Source organism: Streptomyces sp. 5K101, assembly GCF_046506645.1.
GTDB lineage: Bacteria > Actinomycetota > Actinomycetes > Streptomycetales > Streptomycetaceae > Streptomyces.
On the sequence record NZ_JBKFFO010000004.1, the window covers coordinates 25,663 to 43,330 of the forward strand.

The window sequence follows — 17,668 nt, forward strand, 5'->3', positions numbered from 1 at the left end:
GTGAGAGGTGGGGGAAACCGGACTCACGTGAGACGTGTGGGAATCCGGTCCGTCAGTCCGTGATGACGGCGTCGCGGTGGATCCACTCGGGGCTGCGGGCCGCCTTGTACAGGAAGTCGGCGACGTCCGCACGGCTGATCGTCGGGATGCCCCTCATCGGGAGACGCTCACCGGCGAGGTAGGTGCCCTTGGCGGGGCCCTTGGTCAGCATGGTCGGGTAGACCAGCGTCCAGTCGAGGCCGCTGGAGCGGATCGCCTTCTCGGAGATCTCCTTGTTCGCGTAGATGTTCCGCAGGAACGTGCGGTACATCACCACTGCACGGCGCTCGCCGACCGGTAGGTGTCACCCACGCCGAACGACGACAGCCATACCAGGCGGGAAACGCCCCCGTCCTCGGCCGCGCCGATCACGGCCGCCGCGGCGCGCCTGAACAGGTCGTCGGCGCGCACGGACGTGCTCCTGCCGAGAGCCGAGATGACGACGTCCTGTCCGGCCATGGCCTGCGCGACATCGGTGTGCGAGGTGGCGTCACCGGCGACCACCTTGACTCGATCCGCCAGGTCCGCCATCGCCTCCGGCCTGCGGGCCATGACGGTGACCGTGTCGCCGGCCTCGAGGGCCAGATCGACCACGTGACGACCGGTGGGGCCGGTCGCACCGAGGATGAGCAGTTTCATGACAGAGAACCTTTCCGCTGCCGCCGACCACGTACAGGGCGCAGCACGAGACCTAAGCGGACAGCTGTCCGCTGCCATGAAAAAGTACCGGACAGTTGTCCGGTCAGCAAGTGCGGTCCGGCTGAGCAGGCGCGTGCGGGGTTGCGGGGCCGGCCGACGCCGGGCGCTACGGTGTACGTAACCGGACTGGTGTCCGCCGCTGCCGAACGGACCGGACAGGGAATGCGGGCGCGAGCCCGGAAGGAGGGGGAGTGAGCTCCAGGAACGACGGGCCTCAGCGCCCGGACGCGCAGCGCAACCGGGAGCGGATCCTGGAGGTGGCGCTGGCCGAGTTGGCCCGTGCCGTGGATGTCCCGCTGAGCTCGATCGCCAAGAAGGCGGGGGTGGGACAGGGCACGTTCTATCGCAACTTCCCCAACCGTGAAGCGCTCATCCTCGAGGTCTACCGCCATGAGGTGCACCAGCTCACCGACGCCGCGGCGGAACTGCTCAAGACCCGGACGCCCGACCAGGCCTTGCGTGAATGGATGGACCAGCTCGCCCGCTTCGCCGTCGCCAAGGCCGGTCTGTCGGACGCGATGCGTCAGATCGTCGGGACGGCGGACGGCCCGGCTCAGCCGGGATACGCGCTGGTGGTCGAGGCGATCGAGGCTCTCCTTGCCGCCAATCACGAGGCGGGCACCATTCGTCCGGGGGTGACCGTCGACGACTTCGTCCTGGCCATCGCCGGTATCTGGCAGATCGATTCCCGCGGGGACTGGCAGGCCCAGAGCGCTCGGCTTCTGGACCTTGTCATGGACGGGATGCGCACGGGAGCGCCCGGACGAGGCTGAGCAACCACCGGACCGTGCTGCGGCGCGGGGGGACCCGCAGACCAGGGCGCTCGATGAGCTTCGCCCGGCAGCGCCTGGCGCACCGCCGGTTCGACACTGATGCCGCGCAGCGCGTCACGGAGCAGCCGACTCCAAAGATCGACGAGAACCACGGGCACCGGCTGGAACCGCCATCGTCCGAAAGGGTGGAAGGCCCGACCAGGGAGTTTCACAATGGCGGCATAAGTGCCACTGATGTGCCATCGCGGCTGAGACTGTGCCGCGAAATCCTGGACCCTACACGTCGCTCGGGGATGTCACGGAGGTTTCCGTCATGCCCCGTCCCATCTGGTCCGGCGCCGTGAGCTTCGGGCTCGTGACCATCCCGATCAAGGTGGTGCCCGCCACCGAGAGCCACAACATCGCCCTCCGGCAGATCCATCTGGAGGACGGCGGCCGGATCCGGTACCGCAAGATCTGCGAGATCGAGGACAAGCAGGTCAGCGACGCCGAGATCATCAAGGGGTACGAGGTCGACAGGGACACCATCGTCGCCGTCACCGACGAGGACCTGGCGGACATGCCACTGCCCACCGCGAGGTCGATCGAGATCGCCGCGTTCGTCCCGGCGCAGTCCATCGACCCCGTCCGTATCGGCGACAGCTACTACCTCGAGCCGGCCGGGCAGGTCGCTGCCAAGCCCTACAAGCTGCTCCGCCAGGCCCTCGAACGCTCCAGCAAGGTCGCGGTCGCGCACTTCGCCCTGCGCGGTCGCGAGCGGCTCGGGCTCCTGCGGGTGAAGGGCGAGGCGATCGTCCTCCACTCGATGCACTGGCCCGATGAGATCCGCTCCCCCGAGTCCCTTGCGCCGCCGCCCGTGGAGCTGGGCGACTCGGAGATCGACGGAGCCGTGGAGCTCATGGACGCCCTGACCGAGGACCACATGCCCGACCTGACCGACCACTACCGCGAGGCGCTCGAAGAGGTCATCGCCGCGAAGGCGGAAGGCAAGGCACCGCCGGCTCCGGAGGAGCCGCAGCCCGCCGGACAGGTCGTCGACCTCATGGCGGCGCTCAACGCCTCCGTGAAGGCCGCGAAGGAGTCCCGCGGCGAGGAGCCCGCGACGGTGCACGAGATGCCGAAGAAGAAGGCCGCGGGGAAGAAGGCGCCCGCCAAGAAGGCGACGGCGAAGAAGGCGACGGCGAAGAAGGCCGCGGCCAAGAAGACGGCCACGAAGAAGACCACCGGGCGCAAGCCCAGGGCGTCCTAGCCGGGGGGTCCCGCGATCGGCGGCGAACGCATCGTCGTCTGCTGGGCCATGGGGGTGACGCAGCAAAGGGCGATCACGCGGCAGAGGATCGTCCATGGCCGATCCGGCGGGGGATCCACCCCGCCGGATCGGGTCGGGCATGGGAGCGTCAGTCGGTCTTCACCATCTGCGCGCCCAGTAGAGGGCGTGCATGGCGGCCCGGATCGGAGCCGCGCCCCTTGCCGTGTCCCGCCATCCGGCACCGCGGTTGAAGTAGCTCATCGAGTACGTGCCGCGCGTGGTGATCCGCAGGTCCTTGTGGGAGAGCCACTCGAACATGTCGTACCTCACCAAGTGGGCGAAGCCGTCCCAGACCGGCGTGGTCGACTCCGTGGGGACCGCCGCGTCGGCGTGGGAACCGATCGCCGTCCAGTCGGTGCCCCCTTCGGCCTGCGGGTTCGGGGTCCTGCCGAGCCAGCTCATGAAGGCGGACCACGGACGCATGTCCTGGGCCTGGCGGTCGTTCGCCGTGACCGCCAGGGCTCCCTTGTGCGGCGTCCCCAGCGTGACGACGTCCTCCACGTACAGGAGCGGGGGCCAGCCCTGCTCGTGGCGCTGGTAGCCGGCGATCGCCGCGCGGGCGATCAGCCCTCCCATGGAGTGGCCGACGATGTCGACGCTCTTTCCCTTCGAGGAGTACTTGTTGTAGATGTTCCAGGCCAGGGCCTTGCCGAGATCCTTGATGGGGATGTCGACGGTGCCCCGCTCGGGCTTCGGGTCGCGCAGGTTGACGGTGCACCCCTGGCGGCGCGTGTCCGCGGCGTACAGCCCCACGCGTTCGAACCTGCCCGTCCAGCCCCACGCCCGCATCGCCCTGGTCGCGGCCTTCCACTTGCTGCGGCAGCTGATGCCGTCGGGCGTGTAGCCCTTGATGAAGTAGACGGTGTCACCCGCACCGTTGCTCGGCATGGGCATGGGCGCGGGCGCGGGCGCGGCGGTCGCCGCCTGTGCCGCCGGGGCACCCCAGGCGGCCGCGGCGGTCAGGCCCAGCACCAGCGCGACCAGCAGCGCCGTCATGCGGCCGCCCCCCTGTGCGCCGGACCTCGTTCCGGTAAGCACGGTCTCTTCCCCCTCCGTCGGTGAAGTCCCGGATGTGACGTGACACCCCGGAGCTCGGGGAGAGGGAGGGGGCGGGGCAAGACATGACGGCTGTCCCGGACAGGGCCGAACTATCCATGATGGTCGGGGAGTTGTCCGGGAATCGGCCTGCCGGGCGGTCGGATCGTGGACGTGTCTGCCTGCACCGGCGGGAGCCGGACGGGACGGGTGTGGAAGATCCCGGTCCCTCAGGACCGGGATCCTCGTCATGACCCCTTCACATGGCCGACGCGATGTGCTCTGCGAGCGGGCAGGCGTGACATGCCGCCGGAGCACCGGTCGACGCCGTCACCGCCCTTGATCAGTACCGTCGTCCGGCCCCCGGCGGTCGCCGCCGGCGTCGGAAGCCGGCCTTCGGACCGCCTGCTCGGGTTCGATGGTGAACGCCCGGCCGCTGCCGGACAGCCGCAGGATGCGGGCCACGGAGCACGGCACGGCCCGCAGGCACAGGTCCACGTCGCGGGCGCGGGCGGCACGGGCGCCCGCCAGGAGCGCGCTCACTCCCGAGCAGTCGCAGAAGTGCACCTTGCCCAGGTCCACGACGATGTGCTGGTACTCGGCGACGGCGGCGCGGAGGGCTTGCCTGACGCCCGGCGCGGTGACCACGTCGAGTTCCCCGGCCATCGTCATCCGGCAGCTGTCAGGTCCGGTGGCCGTCAGTTCGACCTGCATCGTGACGTCGTACACCAGCGCCTCCTCACCGGCCGGCGCCCGCTTGCAGAAACCGGGTGTCTTACCAGGAAACTCCCGAACTGCCCGGCTTGTCTATGCCCTGCCCGGCCGGACGTCCCCAGAGCTCCTCCGGAGAGCGTCCCCGGACCTCCCCGGACGCCACCGTCAAGACCTCGCCGTGGAGCCCCACCTGCGGAACGATCTCGATCCGGCGCGGACGGCCTGCGCCGGCATGGCGGCGCGCGCACGTACTACGGCACGTCCTTTCCGAAGCCGCGGGCGCGCAGGAAGCAGGCGGCGTACGCGGGGAACGGCGGCGGTCAGCAGAGGGTGATGTGCGGTTCGAACGCGTCCAGCAGCAGCTCGCGCATCCGTGTCCGGGACATCTCCCCCGTTCCCGCCAGCACTTGGAGGGCCAGGCCGTCGACCGTGCCGGTGAACCGGCTCGTGAGGGCCTCGGCGTCGGCGTCCGTGCCCATGCCCGCGTCCTGGCAGGCGTGCACCAGGTCGAGCACCGTCTGCTGCCAGCGGGCGTAGACGGCGCGCTGTCCTTCACGCAGGGCGGGGTCGACGATCGCCTCGTTCCAGGACTGCACCCACACCGACCATTCGTCCCGGTCCTCCTCGCCGGTGATCAGCTGGACCTCGATCAGCCGGCGCAGCTTCTCGGTCGGGCTGCCGGCGTCCCGGAATTCGGCTTCGAGGCGTTGGTGGAGACGTTCGGCGTAGTGGAGCAGAGCGGCTCGCAGGGCGTCGCCCTTCGTCGGGAAGTGGTAGTGCACCGTGCCGGTACTGGTGCCGCACGCGCGGGCGATGTCGACGACCCGCACCCGGTGGAATCCGCGCCGGGCGATGAGCCGTGCGGTCGCCTCGAGGATCTGGCCCCTGCGGACCTCCGCGTCCACGGCGTCCGCGCGGCGGCGGGTGTCGGGTTCCGCCGTGTTCTCCGGCGGGGTGGGCGGCCGTCCCCGGCCGGTCCGCAGATACCGCAGTGACACCTTCCCGACGCGTGCGAGGGCGGCGAGTTCGCGGTCCCCGAGTCGGCGGTTGCCGCGCAGGGCCTTGGACAGCGCGGTGGGGTCCATGCCGATGCGGGCCGCGAACTCGCGCTGGCTGACCGGTGCCGACCGCACCACCAGGCGCGCCCGTTCGGCCACTGTCCGGGCGTCGTCCGCCTGTTCCGAGGGTGTCATCGTGTCCGGTCCGTCCTGTCGTTGTCCGTGGGGAGCGGCGTCATTGAAGGGAGGCGAAAATCTCGTCGGCGCCCCGGTAGCCGGACGACACGGCGCCGTCGATATAGCCGTTCCACTGCGTCGCGGTCTCCGTTCCCGCCCAGTGCAGGGTCCCGGTCGGCTCCCGCCAGCCGTGTTCGCCGTAGCCGCTCCAGCCGCCGGGCGTCGCGTACGCCTGGTAGCCGCCCCGGGCGAAGGGGTCCTGCGTCCAGATCTTCTCGACGCAGTCGCGCGGGTGCCGCGCCCGCGTTCCGGCGACGGCGGCGAAGCTCTCCAGGACGGCGGCCCGGCGGCGGCGCTCGTCCAGGGCGCTGAAGCGGTCCAGTCGCTCGCCGTACACGAATCCGACGAGGATCCCGCAGGAGCCGTCGGCCGGGGAGTTGTCGAACACGACGCCGACCGGGCCTGCGTCGTACAGGGTCGCCACGCCGGAGAGCCCGGAACTCCGCCAGAACGGGGTGTCGTAGACGGCGTGGATCTTGGCGACCCGTCCCATCGGGCTGTGGGACAGCCAGCCCTGCCGGCTGTCGGGGAGCGGTGGGGTGAAGCGGATGGCGCGTACCGCGTGCGGGGGCAGTGCCACGACGGCGCGGCGTGCGCGGAGCACGGTTGAGTCGGTGTGGACGCGGACGCCTCCTGTGCCGTGCTCGACGGCACGCACCTGCTCGACGAGGCGGACGCGCTCCCCCAGCAGGGCGGCGACGGCGTGGGCCGGGCCGGCCGCGCCCGTGCTGAAGCGGCTGTCCTGGGCGCAGCCGCGGGTCTCCATCAGCTGCTCGAAGCCGCCGGCCGCTGCGATGCAGAACAGCACGTGGAAGAGCGAGATCTCGTGCGGCTCCGCGCACCACAGTCCGTGAACGGCGAGGTCCAGCCGGCGCCAGGTGTCGGTGTCGTCGGTCTCGGAGCGGAAGAAGGAGTGTGCGGTCCGGGTGTCCCACTCCGCGAAGCGGGCCGTGCGCCACGGCCGGTCGGTGTCCACCGTACGGGCGAGTTCGTCCAGGATTCCCGTGATGCGGACCTATTCGGCGATGCCGGCCCGTCGGCGGGTGCGGCACCGGTGTAGGGGACCGTGCGGCCGTCGTGCCACACCTCGGTGTGGCTGCCCTTCTCCCAGGTCGGGAACGTGCGGCACCCGAAGCGTGCGGCCAGTTCGAGCAGGCGCGTCTGCGTGGGGCCCACCCACTGGCCACCGTGGTCCAGTGGGACGCCGTCCGCGCGGGTCTCGGTCAGCACCCGCCCGCCGACCCGGTCGGCCGCCTCGACCAGGGTGAAGTCGGCGTCGGCGTCGTGGAGTCGGAGTCCGGCGGCCAGTCCCGCGTACCCCGCGCCCACCACGACGACCTCGGATTCGATCAGATGCTGTGCGCTCCGTCTCTCCATGGCCCGAGAGGATGGGGCAACGCTGACGGGCCCGTCAATGGTTGCGGTCGGGGATGCCGGCCGCGCCTCTCGGCGCGGGTTCACACAGCGCGGCCGCCTCCCCGTGACGGGCCGGTCTGCGTGCACCGGCGTCGGGAGTTGAGTCACGGCTTCGCCCTGCACGACTCTTGACAGTCCCGTGTGGCCGGGCTCACAGTCCAGGCTACTGACTGGCTGTTCAGTCAGTAGATGTCGCCGCTCCTGTACGAGACACCGTGCCGCCGCAGGAGTCCGCCCCGTGACCCAAGCACCCGCCACCTCCAACAGGGCCGATGTGCCCGCCCCCGAAACCCCCGACCTCTCCGAGGGCTGGGGCGAACAACGCAGCAGGCTGCGCAAGGAACTGCGCCGCTTCGACGTCCTCCTGTTCCTCATATGCACCCTCGTCGGCCTCGACACGATCGGGTCGGTCGCGGCGCAGGGCCCGCAGGGACTGACCTGGATGGCCATCCTCGCGGTGTTCTTCTTCCTCCCCTACGGGCTCCTCGTCGCCGAGCTCGGCTCCGCCTTCCTCGTCCAGGGCGGACCGTACGTCTGGACCCGGCTCGCCTTCGGGCGGCTCACCGCAGGCCTCAACTCCGGGGCTGTGGAAGTACGCCGCCGGGCTGGTCTTCATCTGGGGTGGTGCGCTCGCCGTCGTCCAGTCCGTCCGGATCGGCAAGTGGGTGCCGACCGCCGGAGCCGTCGCGCGCATCGTGCTGCTCGGCTTCTTCCTCGTCTCGGTCGTCGTCTTCGCCGTCCAGAACGGTGTGCACGCCCTGCCCGCGGGTGAGTTCACACCGACGTACGTGGGCTTCGTGGCGCTCGTCCCCGTCCTGATCTTCAACTACGTCGGCTTCGAACTGCCCAGCTCCGCCGCCGAGGAGATGCGCAACCCGCGCCGCGACATTCCGCTCGCCATCCTCCGCTCCGGTTTCGCCGCGCTGCTGCTCTACGGCGGCCCGATCCTCGGCATCCTCTTCGTCCTGCCCAGCGACAGGATCGGCAGCCTCGGCGGCTTCATCGACGCCTGCAAGGCCGTCTTCACCGTCTACGGAGGCACCATCGCCGCCGACGGCACGGTCACCCTCACCGGCGCCGGCACGGTCTTCGGCGGCATCGCCGCCGCGGGCCTGATCATCGGCCTGCTCACCTCCGGTGTCACCTGGGCGATGGGCGCCCACCGCGCCCGGGCCGTCGCCTGCGCGGACGGCGCGGGACCTGCCTGGCTCGGCACCATCGCCAAGAAGCACGGCACACCGGTACGGGTGAACCTGCTCTCCGCGGTCCTGGCGTCCGTCCTTCTCGTGGTGGCCCTCAACCTCACCGAAGGCGACGGCGAGAAGTACTTCGCCGCGGGGCTCGGCCTGACGATCTGCACGACCTTCATCTCGTACGTCATCACCTTCCCCAGCCTGGTGGTCCTGCGCCGCAAGTACCCCGACACGCCGCGCCCGTACTCCGTGCCGGGCGGCAGGGCCGGGGCCTGGACGGTCACCGTGCTCGCGACCGGCCTGGTCGCCTTCACCGTGGTCGTGCTGATCTGGCCGGGCTTCGGGGTGGGCTGGTTCGGCACGGAGGGTTCGGCGGCCGACTCGCTGCCCGAGGCCTTCGCCGGCCAGCGCCTCGCGTACACGCTGAGCCAGGTCGTGCCGCTGCTGGTCATCGCGGGGATCGGCCTCGTCTTCTACGCCCTGGGGGCGAAGACGCGTCGCACCAAGAGGTGAGCGCGTTTCTCCCGCATGTACGGCAGAGGGGGCGGCCCGGGAACCGCCCCCTCCGCCGTGCGTGCGCTCCGGCCGTTACGCGCCCGCGCGTCCGTACACCTGCTTGCCCAGCCACTGGCCGCCGTCCACCGTCAGGCACTCGCCCGTCAGGTACGACGCCCCGTCGCCGAGCAGGAACAGCGACGCGTCCGCGATCTCCGCGGGGTCGGCGAACCGGCCCGCAGGGATTGTTGCCAGGACCTCCTCGCGTGCCTCCGGGGTGGCCCACAGGGCCGCTCCGGCGCCCGCCGTCTGGGTCGGGCCCGGGGCTATGCAGTTCAGCCGGATGCCCAGCGGGGCGAGTTCCACCGCCAGTGTCCGGGTCATGGCCAGGACACCGGCCTTGGCGGCGGCCGATTGGACGGTCCCCGGATGCCCGTGCCACGCGTAGGTGGCGATCACCGACAGGATCGAGCCGCCCGTGCCCTGATCGCGCAGCCTGCGGGCGACGGCCCGGGTGCAGTAGTACGAGCCGTTGAGGACGATGTCCACGACCGCGCGCCAGCCACCCGGGGACAGGTCGATGCCCGGCACGACGAAGTTGCCCGCCGCGTTGTGGACCAGGCCGCCCAGCCGGCCGAAGCGCTCCGCCGCCGCGGTCACCAGCGTGTCCACGGCCGCCGGGGCGCGCCCGCCCCAAATCGGCCGCCGCGGCGCCCGCGGGTGACGAGCGCGTCGGCGGCGAGCGCGCCCTGTCCCCCGCTGTCGCCGACGACGGCGACGTGCAGGGGTCTTGGGGTACGGGTCCTCGAGGGGGCTGCGTCGGCCGGGGCCGGTGACAAAGGGGCACCGGGATCGGCGTCCGGGGCGACCGCCCCGGCGTCACGGATGGCGGCCCCGGCGTCCGGGACAGCCGCCCCGGCGTCACGGCAACCGGGCCCGGCGTCACGGCAACCGGCCTCGGCATCACCGCAACCGGCCCCGGCGTCACGGGCGGCGCCGGTCCGGGCGCGGGCGATGCGGTGACCCGCGGCGGTCAGGAGCACGGCCGTGTCCACGAGTTCGCCCGCCGACTCCAGCAGCAGCGCTCCCGTGTCGCGGCACACCGCCTCCACCACCGCCCGGGCGCTGACGAGCGCTCCTGTGTGGGAGGCCGCCGCACGGCCGGATGCCTCGCTGCGCCCCAGTGACAGCAGCAGGACGGTTTGCCCGCCGCGTGGGCGGCGGCCAGGGTGCGGGCCAGGCGGCGCCCGTCGCGGAAGTCCTCCACGTACGCGGCGAGGACCCGTGTCGGGGCGGGGTTGGCGGAAGCTCCGACGACGGCGACGGAGCGCGGGTCGAAGAGGGCGTCCAGACTCATGCGTACCAGTCGAAGCGTTCGGCGATGACCGGCAGCCGGTCCGCCACGACCTCGTGCGCCGCGACGCGCGGGCTGGTCCCGTCCCGCTCGGCCCGCGTCAGCACCTGCTCGACCAGGGCGCGCATGGAGCGCCGGATATGGGTGAACGCCTCGTCCGGGTCGGCGCCGATGTCGCCGAAGAGCGTCCACCACCACCAGGCGTTGGTCGCGGAGTTGACGACCACGTCGGGCAGGACGGTGATCCCGCGCTCGGACAGCAGGGCCTCGGCGTCCGGCACCACCGGCATGTTGGCGGCCTCGACGATCCAGCGGGCCGTGATCCGCTCCTGGTCGGCCGCGTCGACGGCGTACGAGACGGCGGCCGGGACCAGCACCTCGGCGTCCGCGGACAGCCAGGCGCCGCCGGGCAGTTCGGTGTCGCCCGCTCGCAGGGCGGTGCGGTCCACCGTCCCGTAGGGGTCGCGCGCGGCCAGCAGCGCCTCGACGTCCAGGCCCTCCGGGTTGGCAATCGTTCCCTTGACGTCCGCCACAGCGACCACCCTGAGCCCTGCCCGTGCCAGGAATCGGGCGGTCGCCCCGCCCATCGTCCCGAAGCCCTGGACGGAGACGCGGGTCCCCTCGTGGGGGACACCGGCCCGGTCCAGCGCCGTCAGCACCGACTCGGCCACCCCGCAGCCGCCCGCCAGTTCGTCGAGGCCGATGCCGTCCACCTCCACGGCGAACGCGTCCGCGAGCCGGCGCCGTGCCGCGGCCTCGTCGTCGAGCAGCGGGTACACGGCCTGGATGGAGGAGACGAGACCGGCCTCGGCCGCCGCCCTGTCGACGACGTCCTGGGTGAGACCGAGATCCTCGCCGGTGGTCCAGAAGCGCTCGATGTACGGGCGCATCGCGCGGAGGTAGCGCACCAGCACCCCGTACGTCTCGGGGTCGCGCGGGTCGCAGTCGATGCCGCCCTTGGCCCCGCCGAGCGGGATGTACCGGTTCCGGGGGTCGTAGTGGAGGGCCTCCTTCATCGTCATGCCGCGGGCCAGCCCGGTGACCTCGTCGAGGGTGCAGCCCTCGCGCATGCGCAGCCCGCCGCTGGACACGCCGCGCACGAGCCGGTCGATCACCAGATGGCCCTGGCGGCCGGTGACATGGTCCGTCCAGGTGAGGGAGACGAGAGGGGTGGTCGTCATCGGGGATCCTCCTCGGGAACGGTGACGATGGTGGGTCCTGCGGTGTCCAGCGCGTCGGCCAGGGCGCCGGCGAGCTCCTGCGGCGAGCGGACCGCCGTGCCGTGGCCGCCGTAGGCGCGGGCGAGCGCGGGCAGGTCGACGGGCGGCAGGTCGACGGCCGTGGGGCTGTCCCCGCGGGCCGCCATCTCCTCGCGGATCTCGCCGTATCCGCCGTTGTCGAAGACCACGACGGGCAGTGGCAGTCCGAGCTGGGCGGCGGTGGCGAGCTCCTGCACGGAGAACTGCAGACCGCCGTCGCCGCTGAGCGCGACGACCTGCCGCTCGGGGCATGCGGTCTTCGCGCCGATCGCGGCGGGCAGGGCATAGCCGAGGGTGCCGAACCCGGTGGGGTGCAGATAGCGGCCCTCGGGGCCGAGGGGCAGGTGGGGAAGGGCCCCGTAGTAGCAGCACTGGGCGCTGTCGGAGGTGATGACGGCGTCCTCGGCGAGGACGCGGCGCATGGCGATGAGGGACGGCACCCAGCGCGCGTCCCGGGTGCGGATCTCGTCGTCGCGCGCGGCGCGCAGAGCGGTGACGCCGGCGGGTTCGGCGGCCCGCCGCGGTCCTCGCTCGCGGTACGCGGTGAGCAGCGCGTCCAGCAGGGGGCGTGCGTCGCCCACGCGGGCCACGTCCGCCGGGAGCCCCGCGTACATCTGGGCGGGGTCCAGGTCGACGCGGATCAGGGTGCCCGTCGGGGCCGGCAGCGGACCCCAGACGTCGGACTCGGCCAGTTCCGTGCCGACGGCGAGGACCACGTCCTGCTCCGCCAGCCACTTCTGCACGGCCGGGCTGTGCAGCGACACGCCCAGCGACAGGGGGTGGCGCTCGTCCACCACGCCCTTGCCGTTGGCGGTGGTGACGACCGGCGTCCCCAGTTCCTCGGCGAGCGCCAGGCAGGCGGCGGCCGCCGCCCGTGCTCCTCCACCGAGGACCAGCACCGGGCGGCGCGCTCCGCACAGGGCGTCCGCGGCCTCCCGTACCGCCGCCTCGTCCGGCGTCGGGGGCCCGACGGGCGGCGCGAGGCGTACCGGGCCCACGGGCTCCGCGGTCTCCAGCAGGTCCAGCGGCACCTTCGATGTGCACCGGCCGTGGCCGCTCCGAGCGGAAGAGGGTGTAGGCCCGTGCCACCGCCGCGCCGATCTCGTCGACCGACGCGACCCGGTGGCTGACGGCCGCGACACCGCGCAACGCCCGGGTCTGGCTGCGCATTTCGTGCAGGAGGCCGGTCGACTGCTGTGGGTGCCGCAGCGGCATGCCGGACGAGACGACGAGCAGCGGCACGCTGTCGGAGTGTGCCTGGCCCACCGCCGCTGCGATGTTCAGCAGTGCGGGCCCGGTGGTGGTGATGGCGGTCCCCGGGCGGCCGGTCACCCGGGCGTACGCGTCGGCCGCGCATCCCGCGCCCTGTTCGTGACGGGGCGTCACAGGAGTGATGCCGTACGGCTGGAGATGCCGGTAGAGCTCCAGGTTGTGGGTGCCGGGGATGCCGAAGGCATGGCCGACGCCGTGTGCGGCCAGGGCGCGGGCGAGCGCCTCCCCGCCGGTGAGGGCCTGGGTCATCACAGGCCCCGCGAGATCACGAGCCGCGTGATGTCCGAGGTGCCCTCCTCGATCTCCTCCAGCTTGGCGTCCCGCATCCACTGCTCCACCGGGTACTCGCGCGAGTAGCCCCAGCCCCCGAGCGTCTGCACGGCCGCCCAGGTGCAGTACGCGGCCGTCTCCGAGGCGGTCAGCTTCGCCATGGCGGCCTCGGTCGTGGCGGTGACGCCCGCGTCGAGGCGCTTGGCCGCGCGCCAGGTCATCAGCCGTGCCTGCTCGACGCGTGTCCGCATGTCGGCGAGCCGGAACGCCACCGCCTGGTGCTCGATGACCGGTTTGCCGAACTGCTGCCGGGTACGGGCGTAGTCGCGGGCGTACTCGTACGCGGCCCTCGCCACGCCGGTCGCCGCCGCGCCCAAGACGGTGCGCGAGATGTCGAAGGTCCGCATGAGCCCGCGGAAGCCCTGCCCCTCGTCGCCGAGGCGGTTCTCCTCGGGTACGAAGGCGTCGGCGAGGAAGATCTCCCGGCAGACGATGGCGCGCTGGCCCATCTTCCGCATGGGCTCGCCGAAGGTGACCCCGGGGTGTCCTTGCGGAGGAGGAAGGCGGTCACGCCCCGGGAGCGCTGTGCCGGATCCGTCTTGGCGAAGACGACGTACTGCTCGGCCTCCCCCGCGTTGGAGATCCAGGCCTTCTGGCCGCTCAGCAGGTAGCCCCGGTCCGTGCGGGTCGCGGTCGTCGCGATGGACGCGGCATCGGAGCCCGCGCCCGGCTCCGTGGTGGCCAGGGCGGTCATCGGGGTGTCGGGGCCGGTCAGCGGGGTGAGCCAGGTCCGCTTCTGCTCCTCGGTGCCGAGCGCGAGCACGGGGTCGGCGAAGAAGCCGTTGGAGCAGAGCAGATTGCCGATACCGAGGTCGCCGACGCACAGCTCCTCCTGCACCAGGCACTGGGTGAAGACGTCGGTGAAACCGCCGCTGCCGTACTCCTCGGGGAGCATGAAGCCGGTGATGCCGACCTTCGCGGCCGTGCGCCACAGGTCCCACGGCGTCTCGATGTCGGCCTCGTCCACGGCGCGCGCCCGCGGGCGGGTCTCCTCGCGGGCGAAGGCACGGGTGAGCTCGACGATGCCACGCTGCTCGGGGGTGCACGGAACCAGCTCGGTGGGGAGGTCGGACATGGTGCCTCCAGGTGCGACAACGGCATATACTGACTGAATCTTCAGTCAGTATCTGGACGCCGGAGCGGCGCTGTCAACGCACTGGTCCACGCCTTCGGGAACTTCCTCGGCACCGTGAGGACGCCGAGCGGCGAGGTCTCCCAGGGGGCGACATGGGCCGGGACCGGCGCCCCGCCCGGCGGGCTCACGTTCGCGCCCGCGCCGGACGCCGGAGCAGGTAGCCGGCTGCCGTCGTCACCAGGACGGCCATGCACGCGATGAAGACGAGCCCCGCACCCTCCAGGCCGATCGGACCGACCAGCAAGCCGACACCGATCACCGGTACCGAGATGCCCGTGTAGGCCACCACGAACAGCGTCGAGACCACTGACGCGCGGCAGTCCGCGGGAGACGCCCCGGCCACCGCGGACAGCGCCCCGCGGAAGGCCAGTCCCTGGCCACCGCCACCGACGAGCGCGCTGAGCACCACCAACAGCAGCAGGTCCCACCACAACGCACCCGCGAGCAGCGCCAGGCCCGCGAAGAGCCCGGCGCAGCCGAGCGGCAGCGACCGTTCCACCGCGACCCGGCCGACCGCCACTTGGCCCGCGGTCGAGGAGAAGAAGGCGAGGGCGACGACCAGCCCGCTGACGGCGTGGTCGTCCACGTGCAGGGAGTGGGAGAGGAACGCCGGGCTGACCGACGTGAACACCCCGAACAGCGCGAACCCCACGAACGAGGCGGTCGCCGCGGGCCCGAACACCGCCCGGACCTGCGGGGGCAAACCGGGCCGCTGCGGCCGCACAGTCGCCGCCGGCCGCCGCTCGCGTACGGTCTCCGGCAGCCGCATCAGGACGGCGGCCGAGCCGGCCACCAGGGCGAGGTGTACGGCGAACGGCAAGTACAGCGGCCACGCGGCGTACTGCGCGAGCGCTCCGGCGAGCAACGGACCGCAGCCCAGCCCACCCATGTTGGCGGCGGTCGCCACGAACGTGGCCCGGGAGGCGCCGCCGTACGGTGCCAGCTCCATCACGTACACCGTGGCGGCACCGGTGAACAGGCCGGCGGACAGACCCGACAGCAACCGCCCCGTGTACAGCCAGCCCAGCCCGGTGGCGCACAGGAAGCAGACGGCGCTCGCCGCCGCGAATCCCAGGCCCGCCAGCAGCACCGGCCGCCTGCCCACGGCGTCCGAGGCGTTGCCCGCCAGCAGCAGCGCCCCGATGACGCCGAAGGCGTACACGGCGTACACGACGGTCACGGTCAGCTCGTCGAACCCGAACTTCCCCTGGTAGAGGCCGTAGAGCGGGGTCGGCAACGTGGTGCCGGTCATGCACACCGCGAACACCGCTCCGCCGAGCAGACAGGGGACCCACCCACCGCGAACACCGTCCATGCCGCCGACGGTAGCCCGCGGGCCGTCGGGCGCCGGCGCGGCGTGCCCGGCGCGCCGCCGCCGTCGGTCAGCCGGTCAGCCGGTCAGGCGTGGTAGGCGATGGTGGTCATCATCCCGGATTCGGAGTGGTAGAGGTTGTGGCAGTGGAGCATCCACTCGCCGGGGTTGTCGGCGTCGAAGTCGAGGACGAGCTTGTTGTGGGGCAGGACGGTGGCCGTGTCTTTGCGGGCGCCGTGGGAGTCGATGCCGGCGAGGGCGTAGGTGTGGCCGTGGAGGTGGACGGGGTGCCACATGTCGGTGGCGTTGATGACGACGAGGCGTACGCGTTCGCCGTGTTCGACGCGGTGGACGCGGTCCGGTGTGTAAGGGCGGTGGTCGGTCCCCCAGTCGTAGTCCTTCATGTCGCCGGTGAAGGTGACTCGGACGATGCGGTCGGGTCGGCGCCGGTCGAGTTCGACGGATTCGTGGGGCCTGAGCCCGCGGGCCGAGGGAAGGACGGCACGCCTCAGTTCGGCGGGGCGGGCGCCGGGGCCGGGGAGCGCGCCGCTCGCTGTGCGCAGGACGGCCATGGTGGCGCCGCGCTTGCCCTCGGCGAGCGCGGTGAGCGGGAACACGCCGTCCTTCGCGGTGATCAGCGCGTCGTACCGTTCGCCCATGCCGATGAGCAGGGCGTCGGTCCGGTGGTGACGTACGGGGAAGCCGTCGCTGTGGGTGATCGTCATCCGGTGGCCGCCGAGTGCCACGCGGAACGGTGTCTCCGCGCCCGCGTTGATCAGGCGCAGCCGGATCCGGTCGCCGGGTTTGGCCCTGAACTGGGCCGGGTCGTCGGGGGTGCGTCCGTTGATCAGGTAGTGCGGGTAGGCGATGTCGCCCGCGTGGCCGCCGAGCAGGCGGCTGCGGGCGCCCGTCATCAGCCGGTTGGGGCGCTTGTCCGCCCGCGATGAGGGCGACGCCTCGTGTGGCTCCGGCGCGTGGGCCCCGGGCGGCCCGTACCCGGCCGCGACTCCTCCGGAGGGCTTCGGCCGCACGTCATCGCCGTCGTGCCCGCGGTATGCCGAGCCGTGGCTCATCGCGGGCTTGCCTTTGCGGAGTTGGTCGAAGACGTCCTCGGGGCTGGAGCCGTCGACGCCGTCGATCCAGTCGTCCAGCAGGACGATCCATTCCGCGTCGTAGTCGAGGGGCTCGTTGGGATCGTCCACGATCAGTGGCGCGTACATCCCCCGGTCGATCTGCAGGCCCAGGTGCGGATGGAACCAGTACGTGCCGGGGTGCGGCGTCCGGAAGCGGTAGGTGAACTCACCGCCCGATCTGATGGGCCGCTGTGTCACGTCGGGCACGCCGTCCATGTCGTTTTGCAGGGCGATGCCGTGCCAGTGCACCGTGGTGGGTTCGGGCAGATGGTTGGCGAGCGTCAGCTCGAGCATGTCACCGGCGGTGATCCGCACCTCCTTGCCGGGCAGTTCACCGTTGTACACGCACGTCCTGACGGTGCGTCCCCCGCCGATCTCGACCGTGGCCGGTGTGGCCGTGAAGGTGCGGTGGCGGAGCTTCCCTTCGGGGCTCGGCGTCCAGGTGGGCCGGACCTTCTTGCCATCCCCGGAGCCGGGAGCGCCGGCATGGGGGCCGGGGGCTTCCTTTCCGGTGCCGCCTGCCGGGTCGGCGTCGCTGCCCGAGCAGGCGGCGAGCAGTGCGGATCCGGCTGCCGCGATCCCCGCGCCGAGAACGGCCCGCCGCGTGCGAGGGGTGGGACGGGGGTGATCCTGCCTAGACATGGTCCTCCGGTCGGTCTGCAGCCTGGGCACATCCCGCCCCCGAGGAGGGGGGCGCGCCGCCGGCGGGGCCTGACGCGGCAGGAACCAGCATGGAGCACATGACCGGAAAGTTGCCGTAGGTAGCCTATGTCGCGTATGTCGACACGGGGCGCATGCCGGTGTCCGTCCGGGGTGTACGCGCGCGCGGACGTCCCCCGCTCCGCGCGGCATCGTCGGCGTGCGGACCGCTGTCCGCGCGCCGGGGATTCCCCTGCCGAGCAGGGCTAGGGCTGCTCCTGGGCAGGCGGTGCCCTCGGTGAGCCGCAGGGGCTTGTCGTTGGGGC

The 17,668-nt window shown here is 72.1% G+C and carries 17 protein-coding genes and 3 pseudogenes; 4 read left to right on the forward strand and 16 right to left on the reverse strand.

From position 1 onward, the window contains the following. Positions 1–52 precede the first annotated feature (52 nt). Together ACLB9X_RS08430 and ACLB9X_RS08435 are read right to left on the reverse strand one after the other, a co-directional pair. Positions 53–310: an NAD(P)-dependent oxidoreductase gene (locus tag ACLB9X_RS08430; protein WP_410359633.1), complete on the reverse strand. Its 258-nt coding sequence runs from the start codon at positions 308–310 to the stop codon at positions 53–55. Beyond that, positions 310–678, reverse strand: a complete 369-nt coding sequence (locus tag ACLB9X_RS08435; protein WP_410359634.1) for an NAD(P)-dependent oxidoreductase — start codon at positions 676–678, stop codon at positions 310–312. Before ACLB9X_RS08435 ends, ACLB9X_RS08430 begins: the two co-directional genes overlap by 1 nt. Before the next feature lie 251 nt (positions 679–929). On the opposite strand from ACLB9X_RS08435, the gene ACLB9X_RS08440 reads away from it, so the two are divergent. Both ACLB9X_RS08440 and ACLB9X_RS08445 read left to right on the forward strand, forming a co-directional pair. After that, positions 930–1,511 carry a TetR/AcrR family transcriptional regulator gene (locus ACLB9X_RS08440; protein ID WP_410359635.1) on the forward strand — a complete coding sequence of 194 codons (582 nt, stop codon included), beginning with the start codon at positions 930–932 and terminating at the stop codon, positions 1,509–1,511. Between the two features lie 313 nt (positions 1,512–1,824). Then, positions 1,825–2,760: a Ku protein gene (locus ACLB9X_RS08445; protein ID WP_410359636.1), complete on the forward strand. Its 936-nt coding sequence runs from the start codon at positions 1,825–1,827 to the stop codon at positions 2,758–2,760. Positions 2,761–2,919: 159 nt separating this feature from the next. On the opposite strand, the gene ACLB9X_RS08450 is transcribed toward ACLB9X_RS08445, so the two are convergent. From ACLB9X_RS08450 to ACLB9X_RS08470, 5 genes and pseudogenes are all read right to left on the reverse strand, one after another. Then, the gene (locus tag ACLB9X_RS08450; protein WP_410359637.1) at positions 2,920–3,816 is read right to left on the reverse strand and encodes an esterase/lipase family protein; all 897 of its coding nucleotides are present in this window, start codon (positions 3,814–3,816) and stop codon (positions 2,920–2,922) included. A 369-nt stretch (positions 3,817–4,185) separates the two neighbouring features. Further along, on the reverse strand, positions 4,186–4,584 hold the full coding sequence (locus ACLB9X_RS08455; RefSeq protein ID WP_410359638.1) for an STAS domain-containing protein: 399 nt from the start codon (positions 4,582–4,584) through the stop codon (positions 4,186–4,188). A 305-nt stretch (positions 4,585–4,889) separates the two neighbouring features. Beyond that, the gene (locus ACLB9X_RS08460; protein ID WP_410359639.1) at positions 4,890–5,762 is read right to left on the reverse strand and encodes a TetR family transcriptional regulator C-terminal domain-containing protein; all 873 of its coding nucleotides are present in this window, start codon (positions 5,760–5,762) and stop codon (positions 4,890–4,892) included. Between the two features lie 40 nt (positions 5,763–5,802). Beyond that, complete coding sequence (locus ACLB9X_RS08465; RefSeq protein WP_410359640.1) at positions 5,803–6,780, reverse strand: flavin monoamine oxidase family protein; 978 nt, start codon at positions 6,778–6,780, stop codon at positions 5,803–5,805. Between the two features lie 89 nt (positions 6,781–6,869). After that, positions 6,870–7,595: pseudogene (locus ACLB9X_RS08470) on the reverse strand (FAD-dependent oxidoreductase); the annotation flags it as partial. Here ACLB9X_RS08470 and ACLB9X_RS08475 point away from each other — a divergent pair. Both ACLB9X_RS08475 and ACLB9X_RS08480 read left to right on the forward strand, forming a co-directional pair. Further along, positions 7,495–7,992 carry an amino acid permease gene (locus ACLB9X_RS08475; RefSeq protein ID WP_410360071.1) on the forward strand — a complete coding sequence of 166 codons (498 nt, stop codon included), beginning with the start codon at positions 7,495–7,497 and terminating at the stop codon, positions 7,990–7,992. The pseudogene ACLB9X_RS08470 and the gene ACLB9X_RS08475 overlap by 101 nt on opposite strands. Continuing rightward, entirely contained in the window at positions 7,874–8,926 is a 1,053-nt protein-coding gene (locus ACLB9X_RS08480) for an APC family permease (protein ID WP_410360072.1), read from the forward strand. Before ACLB9X_RS08475 ends, ACLB9X_RS08480 begins: the two co-directional genes overlap by 119 nt. 75 nt (positions 8,927–9,001) lie before the next feature. On the opposite strand, the gene ACLB9X_RS08485 is transcribed toward ACLB9X_RS08480, so the two are convergent. From ACLB9X_RS08485 to ACLB9X_RS08525, 9 genes and pseudogenes are all read right to left on the reverse strand, one after another. Continuing rightward, positions 9,002–9,580 carry an SDR family oxidoreductase gene (locus ACLB9X_RS08485; protein WP_410359641.1) on the reverse strand — a complete coding sequence of 193 codons (579 nt, stop codon included), beginning with the start codon at positions 9,578–9,580 and terminating at the stop codon, positions 9,002–9,004. Then, positions 9,565–10,104, reverse strand: coding sequence for a hypothetical protein (locus tag ACLB9X_RS08490; protein WP_410360073.1), 540 nt, complete (start codon positions 10,102–10,104; stop codon positions 9,565–9,567). The genes ACLB9X_RS08485 and ACLB9X_RS08490 overlap by 16 nt, the downstream gene beginning before the upstream one ends. A 157-nt stretch (positions 10,105–10,261) precedes the next feature. After that, positions 10,262–11,443 carry a Glu/Leu/Phe/Val dehydrogenase dimerization domain-containing protein gene (locus tag ACLB9X_RS08495; RefSeq protein ID WP_410360074.1) on the reverse strand — a complete coding sequence of 394 codons (1,182 nt, stop codon included), beginning with the start codon at positions 11,441–11,443 and terminating at the stop codon, positions 10,262–10,264. Next, a complete protein-coding gene (locus ACLB9X_RS08500) occupies positions 11,440–12,552 on the reverse strand; it encodes a thiamine pyrophosphate-binding protein (protein ID WP_410359642.1) in 1,113 nt (370 codons plus the stop codon). Before ACLB9X_RS08500 ends, ACLB9X_RS08495 begins: the two co-directional genes overlap by 4 nt. A gap of 223 nt (positions 12,553–12,775) precedes the next feature. Further along, positions 12,776–13,042: pseudogene (locus ACLB9X_RS08505) on the reverse strand (thiamine pyrophosphate-binding protein); the annotation flags it as partial. Beyond that, a complete protein-coding gene (locus ACLB9X_RS08510) occupies positions 13,042–13,581 on the reverse strand; it encodes an acyl-CoA dehydrogenase family protein (RefSeq protein WP_410359643.1) in 540 nt (179 codons plus the stop codon). The gene ACLB9X_RS08510 and the pseudogene ACLB9X_RS08505, both read right to left, overlap by 1 nt. A 74-nt stretch (positions 13,582–13,655) precedes the next feature. After that, positions 13,656–14,198 (reverse strand): annotated as a pseudogene (locus tag ACLB9X_RS08515) (acyl-CoA dehydrogenase family protein); the annotation flags it as partial. 184 nt (positions 14,199–14,382) lie between these two features. After that, on the reverse strand, positions 14,383–15,573 hold the full coding sequence (locus ACLB9X_RS08520; RefSeq protein WP_410359644.1) for an MFS transporter: 1,191 nt from the start codon (positions 15,571–15,573) through the stop codon (positions 14,383–14,385). A gap of 83 nt (positions 15,574–15,656) precedes the next feature. Further along, positions 15,657–17,345, reverse strand: coding sequence for a multicopper oxidase family protein (locus ACLB9X_RS08525; protein ID WP_410359645.1), 1,689 nt, complete (start codon positions 17,343–17,345; stop codon positions 15,657–15,659). Between the last annotated feature and the right edge of the window lie 323 nt (positions 17,346–17,668).